This window comes from Anaerostipes faecis, assembly GCF_910574135.1.
Classification (GTDB): domain Bacteria; phylum Bacillota; class Clostridia; order Lachnospirales; family Lachnospiraceae; genus Anaerostipes; species Anaerostipes hominis.
On the sequence record NZ_CAJSYK010000004.1, the window covers coordinates 13,064 to 25,984 of the forward strand.

The window sequence follows — 12,921 nt, forward strand, 5'->3', positions numbered from 1 at the left end:
TTATGGGAGGAACATATCAGGCAGGAGAAGAAAAAGTAAGACCTGGAGTTTACAGAAGATATACAACTCAGGATAAAAAACTGGTTGCAGGGGCTATGACAGGAGTTTTTGCAATCCCTGTAAAGGCCGACTTCGGCCCTGTTGGAACTGTGACAATCCATACCAAACAGGACAGTGTGAAAGAAATGTATGGCATGGGAGGAACAGTGAAAGGAGCACTCAACCTTTTTGAAGGAGGAGCAGCGAAAGTCCATGTATATCGTCTTGGAACAGGAGGCACCACTGGCAAGGCAGAGCTTAAGGATACAGAAGACGCAGCGGCAGTTACTCTGGAAACAAAATATCCTTCAAATATTAAATTTGCGGTCTCACTGAAACAGAAGTTAGGCAGCGAGACAAAGAAAGAATTTTTTGTTTACCAGGGAGCCGTGTTAAAAGAAAAATTTGAGTATGAAGTACAGGCTGAAGGAGATGAAGGTCAGATTCTTACTGACATTGTAAATGCAAGATCAGCAGTCTTTCATGCCGCAAAAGCAGCAGAAGGAAAAAAACTTGCAGCAGTATCCCAGCAGGAAATCACTCCGGGAACGAATCCGACGGTCACAAATGAAGATTACAGCGCAGCGCTGGAAGCCTTTGAAGCCTATAAATGGAATATTATTGTTACGGATACTGTTGATACAGCAGTCCATGAGCTCTTAAAGGCATACATGGAAAGATTAAAGAATAACGGTTCCATCGGCTCCTGTGTTGTAGGTGAGGGAAGCGATGTGGCATTTGAAGACCGCCTGGCACATGCAAAGGCTTTTGACTCTGAATACTTTATCTATGCGGGCAGCGGCTATGTAGATATGGAAGGAAACCGTGCAGACGGCTATGAGGCAGTCACAATGCAGGCAGGGATTATCGGAAGTACTCCATCCAACCGGTCTGTTGTACATACGTTAGTCCCGAACGCAGTGGATACTCTGGAAGTTTTGAAGAATGAGGAGTACATCGAGGCGATTAAAAATGGAATGCTTCTTCTTTCACCTAATGAAGAAGGAGAGGTCTGGTTTGACAGCGGTGTCAACACACTGACAACCTTAAATGAAAATCAGGATGCAGGATGGAAAAAGATCCGCCGTACAATGACAAGATATGAAATGTTTGATCGGATTGACAGGACCATTACGCCACTGGTTGGCAGAGTTAACTGTGATTCCGATGGCATTTCCAATGTGGTGAAAGTGGCACAGGATGTTTTGATTGCAATGGTGAATGAAGGAAAATTAATGGACGGTGCTAACTTCTATGAAGATCCGGAACAGCCTCACGGCCCGGATAATGCCCACTTTATTATTGAGGCGTCCGATATTGACAGCTTAGAAAAAATTTACTTGAACTATCAGTTCAGTTTTTCAGGAGAATAAGGAGGAAAGAGAATGAGCGAAAAAATTGATGTACGTACAGTAATGACAGGAAATGACGGGAAATTGTTTATCTACTATGGTGAAAACAACAGGACTTTTCTGGCAGAAATTAAAGATTATGAAATTAAAGCCAGTTTTGGAAGTATCGATTATCAGCCGTTGGGAGATGTCCAGGAGTACTCAATTCCTAATAAGGTGAAGTTTACCTTGACTTTTTCAGGGGCAGTAGTGAGAGATGACGTTTTGATGGCTCCAATTTTGAAAAGTCTGAAAGAAGATGGCAAGATACCGTCTTATGATTTCCAAAGTACAGCGACACGTACCTTGGATAACAAAGAACAGAAATTAACACTGAGGGATTGTATTCCAAACGGAGACTTCGACATTATGACTTTAAAGGCAGGCGAAGTGATCACCAGACAGCAGAGCTTTACGATTAATAGTATTCCACAATTTGAAGATATTTTATCAATCAGTAAATAGGAGAGGAGATTACAAGATGGAAAATGTAGCAGAAAGAAACAGTATGCAGAATATCGAAGTAACAAAGGAAAATGAGATGGATTTAGTGCAGGGGCTTTTGTCTGCCGCTGATTTTAGAACAGATGACGAAATGCAGACAGAAATTCAGATTAAAAGAAAAGGAAAGCTGTTTTTTTCCTTTAAAATCCGTCCTTTAAGTGAGGAAGAGTTACTGAATGCACGAAGAAAATCAGTGGTAAAGATGGCGAATCCTAATAATCCAAAATTACCTCCGATTGAAAAAGAAGTGAAAATAGAAGAATTTACCGCATGGAAAATCTATCTGGCAACTGTGGACAGAGAAAATGTATGGGAAAATCCGGCGGTGATGAATGGACTTGAAAGAAAAGGTTTTTCTGTACTGCAGGGAATTGACGTCATCAATACTGTGCTGAGAGCCGGAGAAAAAGATGCCATTGATGATCAGATTGATAAACTGAGCGGATTCTATGATTCCGAAGTGACTGTGGAGGACTACGCAAAAAACTAATTGAGGCTAGTCCGCTAGCCTGGAAGCTACATTACATCTGGCAGAAACAGGGAAAACTGCCCTCAGAAATCCTCGGTTTAAGCCGGGGAGAGAGGGCATTTGTCCTTGCCTCCACAGAGATAGAATTGGAAAATCTTATAAAATGGAAGGAGGAAGAGTAAATGTCTGATACAGTTGTGATTGGAATAGACAGTAACTTAATTCCTTCTGATAAAAAAAGCAGGTTAAAATATGCTTCTAAATATCATAATGGGTCTTTTAGAAACAGTGCAAAGAAAAATAAGCCAGGTATAAACGCCGGAAATCTTACGTTTTCAGAGGCGTTTAATATTATTTTACAAAGTGGCGGAAAAGAGAAGATTAAGTATTCGGATGTTTTTGATTATAAATCTGACCCGGAAAAGACAAATAGAGCATATGCTAAAATATTACAGGAAACAGGCGTTGCACTTGATATAGAAGATATTATCTTTTACAACAAAACTGGAATAACAGAAGCTGAATATGAACAAATGAAAGCTGGCTGGGCAGAGAAACATAAATCAGGTCAAAACCAAATGCAGAGCTTTAATTCATTGCTGGAGGAGATTTCAATTACTGCAGTTGATGAAATATATACAGAAGCGGCAGATAAGAAATTAGAAAAGATAGTCTTTGAATCACAGGTTTATGAAAACTTTTATAAAAAGGCAGCTTATCAATCAATTCTCAAAAAAACTGAAAAAGGCTTGAAAGCAGCTGGGTTATATTCTCTTGCTTTAAGCAGTTACGAAGTACTGAACAGTAAGGATAAAACTAAGGCTATTTTACAGGAAGTAGGCGGAAGTGTCACATCAGGCCTTGTTGCATCAGGAGTAGTAAAGGTGGCTGGAGCATTTGGAGTAGGAATGACGGGTCTGCCTGGTATAGCAGTTGCCGGAACCGCTTTGCTAGTATCAGCATTTGCAGAGGATGCTGCAAAAGATAAAATTGGAGAACTTTATGATTATGCAAAAGAGAATATATCTATTCAAACCAATAATGATGTACAAACATCTATGCCATATGATCCGTATCATATTTTTCCGGGTACAAAAGTAAAGCCTCAAAAATCAAAAAATACTGCTTCAAGAATACCATATGATATGTATCATTCAGGTTTAAATCAGACAAGGAATAAAAACACTGTGGGAAAAGAGCAGCAAGAGAAATACTGGATAAGAGAAACGAATGACGGACTGATCGTGGAACTTCCATTTACACAAGAGAAAGTTTTGTTAAAGAAAGAGAAGAAACCTTTATTGAATCTGGTTAAGCCCCCGGGAATGAACAACAGCAATCAATCAGATAAAAATGTTCCTGTATATAGAAGAAATGGGGCCGGTAACAGCAAGGCAAGGAAGGCTACAAAGAGAGAACAAGAAGAAGCTCTAAAGTGGGGCAAATTTGGAATGGCTATGATGATGGGATTTATGCCGGGGCCAAAAGTAAAACGCCACGCTAATGGAGGAGTTGTAAATGGAACCACTCTTAGCTATGTAGGAGAAGACGGACCGGAAGCGATCATTCCTCTCGGAAGCAAACGCAGACAAAGAGGAATGGATCTGTGGAATCAGGCAGGAGCTATGCTTGGAGTACCGGTGGATCGTAATAAAAAAAAGATCTACAAGTCATCAAAAAAAGTGAAAAAATCTGCAGACAATGATGAATCCTCAATAAAAATTTCGGTTGGTAATGTTTCTGTGAATTTAAAGGGAAGCTCAGAAAATTCAGGTAAAAATCTGGACTTGCTGAAATTATTAAAAGAGCAGAGGGGGCAGATTTCAGATGAACTTTGTTCTGTAATTGCTGATGCTTTGAAAGGGGTATATAAAAATATTCCAACAGCAGTATAGGGGTTAAAATTATGCAAAGAAAGGAGGTAAAAATGCCAGATACAATTATAATTTCAGGAGACGAAGAGGATTCTGAGAAAAAGAAAAATCCAGGGGGAAAAAAGAAATATGACATAGAGAAATATTTATCTTTATTGAATTCATCAAACAAACAATGGATGAAAGAAGATACCTATTTTAAGACACATAATCAGGAATTATCTAAAGAAGAACGATGGAGACAAAAAGCAAAAGATAATATTTTGGGAATCACATTTGACTTGTTTAATGGTGGCTTGAATGATGCTCCAGTGATTAGAGAGCTTAAAAAAAATGTTATTAAAAAAGATATTATCAAACCTACAATTACTGGATTATACAATACAGTACAAAAATTACAAAAGAATCCTTTGATGGGTCCTCAGACTTCTCTTTTTCTTGAGGATAAAGTAGAGAAACTGGAAAAAGAAGAAGACACGGGAAAGGCCCTGGTAAAGGAAGTATTAGGTGGGACTTTTAAAGCTGGATATAAAGGGGTGAAGGCTATCCTTCTAATAGATAGTATACCTATAGTCGATGCCTTTGTGAATGATAGACTCGATAAATTTGCAGATTATTTGGGCGATAATGTCACTGACAATAGTAGAGAAATAATGGGAGTAGAGTTCAAAGACGGAGATGTAAGAAGAAAATCAGATAAGCCAACATCAGCAGATACTGCAACATCTAATGCCTATTCTTTCAAAAAAATAGATAATAAGCCATTGGAAAATTATGGGGATGATTTCGGTGGAAATAGAATCAGCCATGCGGATATAATTTTAGGAGCTTTATCAAGGCTGCCTATTTCAAATCCTCAGAATATCCCATATGATCAATATCATGTTTTTCCTGGGAAGAAGCAGAAAACTGGGAAATCAACTAGTGCACTTAATCAAATGCCTTATGATATGTATCATACAAATTTAAATTGGAAAAAACCAGAGTTAGATTCAAATACCAATAAAAAAAATAATTCTTCATCTCAAGATAAAGATACTTATTGGATTAAAGAAACTGCGGATGGTTTAGTTATAAGAAAACCTGGACAAAAAGAAAAAATATATAAACCCAAAAAACCACCAATTCTTCCGTTGTTTCAGCCGTGGAATCCATTAGGCAATAATTCTATCGTGCCTTCACATTCAAATTATAATGGAAAACACAGTACTGGATCACATTCAGGTAATAAAAGTTCCACACGAAGAAAATCTAGAAATTTATCAAAAAAGGAAAGAGAAAAAATAGCAAGAGAAGCAGTACATAAATCAAAGACGGGTGAATACATGCCATTTCCTACTGCAGTGAGCCCATATGCGAACGGCGGTTTTGTTAATAAAACTACTCTTAGTTATGTCGGTGAAGACGGACCAGAGGCAATCATTCCTCTTGGAGCTAAACGCCGGCAGCGAGGTTTAGATTTATGGAATCAGGCAGGTGCTATGCTTGGAGTGCCGGGTTATGCCAACGGTGCGATCGTGGGTGCCAATCCGGGAGAGACAGTCAAGAAACCTAAAAAGAATGCAGTACATAAAGCTGGGGGCAATGGTAAAACCTCTTCAGGAAATAAAAAGTCTGGGGTAAAAGTTTCCGTAGGAAATATTTCCATCAATGTGAAAGGAAGCGGCGACGGAGGAGGAAAAAATGTAAATTTACTGCAGTTATTAAGGGCACAGAAAGGACAGGTATCAGATGAACTATGTTCTATCATAGCAGATGCCGTAGAAGGAGCCTACAAAAACATCCCCGTAGCATAATAAAAGGAGGAAAAAGTGAAGGAAGTTAGTATTAAATTATATGAACTGGGAAATAAAAAAGAAAATATTACGATTCCCCTTCCTCCGGAAGAACTGGAATACAAGAGTTCCTCCAGACTTCAGGAATATGAAATTCTTGACTTGGGGAAGGTAAGTATTCCAAAAGGACGTAATCTGAGTACGATTGGCTGGGAAGGAATTTTCCCTGCAACTACCAGAGAGGACTTTGATTTTATTCATGGCAAACTGGATCACCCAGGCACATATATAGATAAGATCGAAAAATGGAGGAAAAAGCACAAAAAAGTCCAGGTCCAGATTTCTAAAACGCCTCTGAAATCAAAAATAATGTATGTAGAGGAGTTTAACTATACTATTTCTGCTGCCGGAGATTATAAATATACGATCTTATTCATAGAGGCAGCAGAATTGAAATTGAACCGTACAGTAAGAAAAAGTAAAAAGGGAACAAAGAAATATAAAGTTAAACGAAAATCAGAAACATTGCGGGATATATCCAAAAAGTTTTATGGCGACGGATCAAAGTATCAAAGAATTTATAAAGCAAATAAGGCTCTGATTGACAAAAAGAATGCGGAGATGAAAAAAAAGGGAGAGAAAGTAAAATCTAAATATACAATTTACAGGGGACAAGTGCTTACGATTCCGCCGGCCACTTCTGCTGAAAAGAAAAAGCTTTCGATTCTTGCGTTGCAGAAAGCAATTAACAAAGACAAAAAGTATGGAAAGGTGCCGACAAACGGAAAACTGGATGCTTCTACGAAGGCTGTTTTGAAAAAGATATTTATTAAAATTGGAAACAGAGGTGAAGTTGTTAAATTCGTACAGGGAAAAGTCGGAGCAACCAAGGATGGAATTTGCGGATCTAAAACAAAAGCAAAAATTAAGAAATATCAGAGAAAACATAATTTAAGTGCTGATGGAATCGCAGGAATTGATACTTTAACCAAGATGGTTAGTTAGGAGGAAAGAATTATGGACGGAACACTTCAGAATCCTATTTACAAATGTACCATCAAAACAAAAAAGGCTGCATATAATGTCACCAATATTTTGACAGAACTTACAGTAACACAAAATCAGGATGATCTGGCTCAGGGAGTTACAATCACAATCCCAAATATTAAAGATAAAAAGAAGTATTTGTATAACAATATTACAGTCAGAGACAGCCTGGTTTTATACTGTAAGACAGGAAAAAAATATAAGGAAATTTTTCATGGAATAATCTGGGAAAAAGATTACACCAGTGATGTAACAAAAGATTTGACACTGACTGCATATGACAGGCTGATATATCTTCAGAATACGAAAGATAACTTCTTCTTTGCAAAAGGGAAGAGTACGAAAAGTATTCTCCAGACAATCTGTAAACGATGGGGAGTGAAACTGAATTTTCAGTATAAAAACATCAAACATAAACGCACGATCATACGAGATGTAAATGTATCAGATGCGATTATTGCGGTGCTGAATGAAGTGAAAAAGAAAACCGGCACAAAATATGTGATCTCTTTTGAAAAAGGGGCTCTGACAGTTAAAAAACGGGGGACCAATTCTAAGATTTATACAATTAACAGCAAAGAGTCAGCCCTTACGGAAAACACGAAAGTTACTATGGATGGCGTTATCACGAAGGTTGCTATTTACAGAGAACAGGAGTCTCAGTCGACAAAGGAACAGCCGCCTAAGAAAGTAACAGTTGTGAAAGGCGATACCAAAAAGTATGGTACTTTACAAGAAATTATTATGAGGGATTCAGACGATAAAAAAGCAGTACATGCGAAGAAAGAAGCAAAAGAAATCCTGAAGGAACATGGGAAGCCCAAATATGAGCGGACTTTAGAAGCAGTCAATAATCCTTATATCAGAAAAGGACATAAAATTAAGAGCAATGCGGGGGCCCTGGAGGGATACTATATTGTTGTTGGTGTTGAGCATGATTGCCTGAATGGAAAAATGAAATTGGAGGTAGAAAAATAATGGCTGCAAAAGGAAGTGTCAGACTGGCTGCAATCCTGCAGAAAAGAATGGGGAAAGTTAAAGATTTCGGCTACTCGCCGACAGCAGAACTTGGAACTATAACAGCTAAGGGGCTAATACTTGACAGTTTTCCTAAAGATGTTATGGGAAAAGATGAGTACGTTGTCTGCAGTTTTGATACTGCTGAGGCAGCAGGAGGGCAGAAAAATATATTAAAGGATAAAGACAGAGTGGTTGTCCTCTGGGCAGATGAAACACCGGTAGTGATTGGGAAAATTTCCAAAGTAAAAGAATAAGAGGTGATAAAATGGATAATCTTTTTCCGGAAGATTTTGAAGAGAAAGAATTAGAACTGGATGAAATAGATGACGGACAGGATGAAGAAGCGATTGGATATAAAAAAAGTATTTACTTTGACGAAAACTTGGGTGACTTCAAAAGAGACGGAACAAAAAAACTGGTAGAAGCCGACGGAGTGGATGCATGGATTCAGTGGTGTATGAAAGTACTGAAAACGAAACGATATGTTTGTCAGGCTTACAGTGATGATATTGGAATAGATATCGAGAGTGTTTTTCAGGCAGAGTCTCGAAAAGAGGCAGAAAGTATTTTAGAAAACGAGATTACAGAAGCTTTGGAAGCAGATCCATATCAGAGGACGGATATAGTAAAATCAGTAACATTTCAATGGAAGAATGCCGATTCGCTGGAAGTTACCTGCAATGTACTCGGAATTGATTCAAATGAGATTGAACTAAATACAACGATTGAGAGGTAGGAAGGAGGATACAGATGGACGAAGAACTTTTAGAGACGATAGATGAGGAAGAATTAGATGAGGATGATTTTGTAGTTCCGTCATTTCTAGATAATTCCAGTGAAGAAGAAATACATAAAAAGATGCTGGATTATCTTCCGGATGATATTGATAAATCAGAAGGTGGATATGTTTACGATCTTACAAAACCAACCGCTATAGAAGTTTCCAGAATGAAGGAATTTGAATTAGTAGAAGCACTGAAGCTAATCTGGCCAAGATATGCAGAAGGTGCTTTTCTTGATTATCACGCAGAGACAAGGGGACTTCAGCGGAAAGAGGCTATAAATGCTGCCGGAATTTTACATATTACAGGAACTTTAGGTACTGTAATCCCAGAGGGAAGTATTTTTACTACGGAGAGCATCAATGATGAACCTGAGAAAGAATATGAAACGCTGGAAGAAGTAACAATAACTGTAGAAGATGGTGTCGATGTAAAGATTCAATGTACAGAGGCTGGATTAAACGGAAATAGCGCCAAAAATACAGTGAATTTGGAAGAAGATATCATCGAAGGAATTGCAGAGGTTACAAACCCTGAACCGATCATCGGAGGAGCAGAAGAGGAAGACGATGAAAGCCTGAGAGAAAGAATTATGGAATATGACCAGTCTCAGGGAGATTCTTTTGTTGGAAATGTCAGTGATTATAAACGCTGGGCCTTGTCAGTAGAAGGTGTGGATACTGCAATTGTTTTCAGTCCTGAAGACAACAGCGGAAAAGTAAAGATTGTTATTACGCCTGCAAATGATGAATTAAATATACAGGAATTAAAAGATAAAGTGACCAATTACATTATGAGTCCGGACAATCCGGAAAACCGTCTGGCGCCGGTCAATGCCAAAGTGGAAGTAGTTACTCCGGATAATTTAATCATCAATATTAACGCAGTCGTTGAACTGAAACCGGGGGCGGAACTCACATCCGTAACAGATATATTTAGAAAGTCTGTGAATAATTATCTTAAAGCGACAGTAAATGAAGGAAAGATCAGGTACACTCAAATTTCTAATATATTGGGTGATACAGAGGGCGTCTATGATTATTCTGGTCTTGTAATCAGTAAAGACGGAGATGCGGAAGGAAAGACAGATAATATTGCAGTAGATCCAAATGTTATTCCTGAGGCAGCCGTTACTTTGAGCCTGGCTGAAAGCAGTAATTAGGGGAGGGTCTCGTATGTACAATAAAACGGAATTAATGGATAAAATACTGACCAGCCCGGAAGCACAAAAAATTATGGATTTTGTAAGTCCGGTTTATGGAGAAGCTTACAGTGCACTGCATTTATTTAACTGTATCGGATGTGTATTAGATGAGTTAGATGGATTCCCTGATACTTTTAGGGATCAGCTTTCAGTTAAGACTGCGGATTTATGGTCCCTGGATTATTGGGAAAAACAATATGGAATCGTTCCTGATTTAGATGCCACAGAAGAAGATCGAAGGAGAAATCTTCTGGAAAAAATGGGTCGGAGATTTAATAATCCAAAAAGGATTGAGGACGTTCTCACTTCAATGCTGGGACATAAAGTTGAGGTGAAAGAGAACACGGGGGAGAACCAGTTTAGTGTTCTTGTGAGAGGATATGTACAGGATTTGAAACCTGCAAAATCATTTCTTGACAGAGTGAAACCGGCACATCTTATTTATGAGCTGAAAGTTTCAGAAGTCATTGAGGCAGTAGTAAACATTTACTATGGAATGTGTATTTCGGAACATGAATTTTATAAGGTAGAAGTGTTATAAAGAAACAACATCGGCACATGGCTTCAATGGAAAGCAGTGATCGGTCATTACAAAGATTTAAAGCAGAGGTGAAGTAATGGATATATGGGAAAATGCGTCTTTGACAGAAAAAGGTGCAGATTTACAAAATAAATTGATAAATGGAGAAACATTAAAAATTACAAAAGTAAAGACAGGTGCGGGAAAGGTTTCTGCAATGTATCTCAGACAGCAAACAGAGGTTGCCAACCCCGTACAAGAGTTAACAATACAGCCGGCTACAATTGTAGATGATAATATCATTATTCCAGTATTGCTTGATAATATTGGTTTGACGGAGAGTTATGAGTTGTGGCAGGTAGGATTTTATGCAGAAGATCCTGACGAAGGAGAAATTTTGTACTGTATTGCTCAGGCAGCAAAGGGAAAAGATATCCCCACAGAGCAGGAGAGTCCGGGCTACTCGATTGTATGGAATTTCCATTTTAAAAATTCAGAAGAGAATCCATTTGAGTTAAGTATTACTCCAGCAGGATTAACTTCAATGAGAACATTTCAAGAGCATGCAAATGATGTTGATATACATGTAAGCCAGGAAGAAAAAAAAATATTCAGTGATAAATATACAAAGACAGAGATTGACAATAAGTTTTCAGCATTTGAGACGAATATAGATTGGAAAGAAGCGGTAGATACATACACTGATATTCTGGAAATGTACCCCAAACCTCAGGATGGATGGACAGTAAATGTTAAGGATACAGACTATACATATAGATTTAATGGGATAGACTGGGTTGCAATTAGTTCCAATTCAATTCCTAATGCAACTACAGAGATGAATGGTTTAATGACAAAAGAGCAGGCGGCAGTTTTAAATAAGCTGGATAATGCAGTGGGAAGCTTACAAAATTTAACGACAGGTGAAAAACAGAATCTGGTAGGAGCTGTAAATGAAGTTAAAAGTCAGGTTACACAGCTAAATTCGGATTTAACTAATTCTAATAAACTTTTATTTGACAGAATTTACCCAGTTAATACAATCTATATTTCAATTTCTTCTACAAATCCAAGTACTATGTTTGGAGGGACATGGGTATCTTGGGGTTCAGGGAAATTTCTTGTTGGTGTCAATACATCAAGCTCTTATTTTAATACAGTGGAAAAGGTTGGTGGTTCAACAGATGCAGTAGTGATAAATCATGCACATACTACAACTGTTAAATATGCTACAGACGGAGCAACAGGAGGTACTGCAGCTCGATGTGTTGGAAGTGGAACAAATAAATCTACTAATATAGCAAGTACTTCATTTACAGGTGAAAATGGTGCGGGGAAAAATCTACCCCCATATATTACATGCTATATGTGGAGGCGTATTGTTTAATTCAAAGGAAAATTAATTAAATTTAGTTAATCTATATTTACAGACTGGTTCATTTTAACTTGTGAACCATGTAGCAAATAGACATAGCCAGCTTGCTGTTGGAACTGTATTGCTTGTAGTTGTGTTATTACTGTATCTAGTTACACTACAGGCCCCACTCGAAGGTACTGTCAATAAATATCTATTTGATCCACTTCCGTGCAAGACAAAATTTTCTTCATATGCTGGTCGGAACCCAGCTGGAATTGTTATAACACTATTATGTTCCTGCCAAGAAGTATTATTTTTTACAATACCTCTTAAATGAACAATTGCCCCAATTCTTCTCACTTGTATTGGAATAATTCCATATTGTACAATTCCATATCCTAAACCACAGTTGACCCAACCAGAGTCATATAAATAAGTGTCAATCTTACTTTTATAACTATTGTTGAAGTCAAAGCTAGATAGTCCTTTGCCAGAGATTTTATCAACTTTATTACTTAAAGAGCTTTTTATACCGTTTACATCAACACTATTACTTTCTAAATCCGAATTTAGCTGTCAAACTGAATATTTTTATTTTAATTCTTTTAAGGCCATACTCAGTGGTCTTTTTTTATATAGAAAGGAGCTTTATGTTTGAACAAATTTTAGCAATCTGTGGCGGAATCAGCATTATAGGCGGCGCCGGTGCAGTCATATATAAAATTATACATCCGGCATTTAAATTCAGTAACCGGGTTGAACTTTTAGAAGCACACTCGGAGAATGATTACCGCCGCTTAAAGAAATTGGAAGAAATGCAGCGTCAGCAGTCAAAATGTTTGGCTGCAATGCTGAACCACCAAATTACCGGAAACGGTATTGATAATATGAAAAAAATAAGAGACGAGCTTTTAGAAAGCATTATTGAAAAATAGAAAG

13 protein-coding genes are annotated in these 12,921 nt (G+C 37.8%); all 13 read left to right on the forward strand.

Annotation, left to right across the window (positions count from 1 at the left end):
- Positions 1 to 2: 2 nt before the first annotated feature.
- Entirely contained in the window at positions 3 to 1,412 is a 1,410-nt protein-coding gene (locus tag QGT46_RS04260) for a phage tail sheath subtilisin-like domain-containing protein (RefSeq protein ID WP_148458664.1), read from the forward strand.
- Between the two features lie 12 nt (positions 1,413 to 1,424).
- Positions 1,425 to 1,895, forward strand: a complete 471-nt coding sequence (locus QGT46_RS04265) for a hypothetical protein (RefSeq protein ID WP_148458663.1) — start codon at positions 1,425 to 1,427, stop codon at positions 1,893 to 1,895.
- Positions 1,896 to 1,911: 16 nt separating this feature from the next.
- Positions 1,912 to 2,424, forward strand: a complete 513-nt coding sequence (locus QGT46_RS04270; RefSeq protein WP_270433303.1) for a phage tail assembly chaperone — start codon at positions 1,912 to 1,914, stop codon at positions 2,422 to 2,424.
- A 161-nt stretch (positions 2,425 to 2,585) separates the two neighbouring features.
- Positions 2,586 to 4,298 (forward strand): hypothetical protein, encoded by a 1,713-nt coding sequence (locus tag QGT46_RS04275; protein WP_148458662.1) that lies wholly within the window; start codon positions 2,586 to 2,588, stop codon positions 4,296 to 4,298.
- 32 nt (positions 4,299 to 4,330) lie between these two features.
- Positions 4,331 to 6,073 carry a hypothetical protein gene (locus QGT46_RS04280; protein ID WP_301589720.1) on the forward strand — a complete coding sequence of 581 codons (1,743 nt, stop codon included), beginning with the start codon at positions 4,331 to 4,333 and terminating at the stop codon, positions 6,071 to 6,073.
- A 15-nt stretch (positions 6,074 to 6,088) separates the two neighbouring features.
- Positions 6,089 to 7,057 (forward strand): PGRP and LysM peptidoglycan-binding domain-containing protein, encoded by a 969-nt coding sequence (locus tag QGT46_RS04285; RefSeq protein ID WP_148458661.1) that lies wholly within the window; start codon positions 6,089 to 6,091, stop codon positions 7,055 to 7,057.
- A gap of 12 nt (positions 7,058 to 7,069) precedes the next feature.
- Positions 7,070 to 8,077 (forward strand): XkdQ/YqbQ family protein, encoded by a 1,008-nt coding sequence (locus tag QGT46_RS04290; RefSeq protein ID WP_148458660.1) that lies wholly within the window; start codon positions 7,070 to 7,072, stop codon positions 8,075 to 8,077.
- Positions 8,077 to 8,373, forward strand: a complete 297-nt coding sequence (locus tag QGT46_RS04295) for a hypothetical protein (RefSeq protein ID WP_148458659.1) — start codon at positions 8,077 to 8,079, stop codon at positions 8,371 to 8,373. Before QGT46_RS04290 ends, QGT46_RS04295 begins: the two co-directional genes overlap by 1 nt.
- 11 nt (positions 8,374 to 8,384) lie before the next feature.
- The gene (locus QGT46_RS04300; protein ID WP_148458658.1) at positions 8,385 to 8,855 is read left to right on the forward strand and encodes a DUF2634 domain-containing protein; all 471 of its coding nucleotides are present in this window, start codon (positions 8,385 to 8,387) and stop codon (positions 8,853 to 8,855) included.
- Between the two features lie 14 nt (positions 8,856 to 8,869).
- Positions 8,870 to 10,063 (forward strand): baseplate J/gp47 family protein, encoded by a 1,194-nt coding sequence (locus QGT46_RS04305; RefSeq protein WP_148458657.1) that lies wholly within the window; start codon positions 8,870 to 8,872, stop codon positions 10,061 to 10,063.
- A gap of 13 nt (positions 10,064 to 10,076) precedes the next feature.
- Positions 10,077 to 10,646 (forward strand): putative phage tail protein, encoded by a 570-nt coding sequence (locus QGT46_RS04310; RefSeq protein WP_148458656.1) that lies wholly within the window; start codon positions 10,077 to 10,079, stop codon positions 10,644 to 10,646.
- Positions 10,647 to 10,722: 76 nt separating this feature from the next.
- Positions 10,723 to 12,012 (forward strand): phage baseplate protein, encoded by a 1,290-nt coding sequence (locus QGT46_RS04315; protein WP_301589722.1) that lies wholly within the window; start codon positions 10,723 to 10,725, stop codon positions 12,010 to 12,012.
- A gap of 620 nt (positions 12,013 to 12,632) precedes the next feature.
- On the forward strand, positions 12,633 to 12,917 hold the full coding sequence (locus QGT46_RS04320; RefSeq protein ID WP_118476334.1) for a CTP synthase: 285 nt from the start codon (positions 12,633 to 12,635) through the stop codon (positions 12,915 to 12,917).
- The last annotated feature ends 4 nt before the right edge of the window (positions 12,918 to 12,921 follow it).

Bases quoted from the DNA above. Each gene is read 5' to 3' on its own strand.
- QGT46_RS04260 (WP_148458664.1), top strand. From the start codon at position 3: ATGGGAGGAACATATCAGGCAGGAGAAGAAAAAGTAAGACCTGGAGTT.
- QGT46_RS04265 (WP_148458663.1), top strand. From the start codon at position 1,425: ATGAGCGAAAAAATTGATGTACGTACAGTAATGACAGGAAATGACGGG.
- QGT46_RS04270 (WP_270433303.1), top strand. From the start codon at position 1,912: ATGGAAAATGTAGCAGAAAGAAACAGTATGCAGAATATCGAAGTAACA.
- QGT46_RS04275 (WP_148458662.1), top strand. From the start codon at position 2,586: ATGTCTGATACAGTTGTGATTGGAATAGACAGTAACTTAATTCCTTCT.
- QGT46_RS04280 (WP_301589720.1), top strand. From the start codon at position 4,331: ATGCCAGATACAATTATAATTTCAGGAGACGAAGAGGATTCTGAGAAA.
- QGT46_RS04290 (WP_148458660.1), top strand. From the start codon at position 7,070: ATGGACGGAACACTTCAGAATCCTATTTACAAATGTACCATCAAAACA.
- QGT46_RS04295 (WP_148458659.1), top strand. From the start codon at position 8,077: ATGGCTGCAAAAGGAAGTGTCAGACTGGCTGCAATCCTGCAGAAAAGA.
- QGT46_RS04300 (WP_148458658.1), top strand. From the start codon at position 8,385: ATGGATAATCTTTTTCCGGAAGATTTTGAAGAGAAAGAATTAGAACTG.
- QGT46_RS04305 (WP_148458657.1), top strand. From the start codon at position 8,870: ATGGACGAAGAACTTTTAGAGACGATAGATGAGGAAGAATTAGATGAG.
- QGT46_RS04310 (WP_148458656.1), top strand. From the start codon at position 10,077: ATGTACAATAAAACGGAATTAATGGATAAAATACTGACCAGCCCGGAA.
- QGT46_RS04315 (WP_301589722.1), top strand. From the start codon at position 10,723: ATGGATATATGGGAAAATGCGTCTTTGACAGAAAAAGGTGCAGATTTA.
- QGT46_RS04320 (WP_118476334.1), top strand. From the start codon at position 12,633: ATGTTTGAACAAATTTTAGCAATCTGTGGCGGAATCAGCATTATAGGC.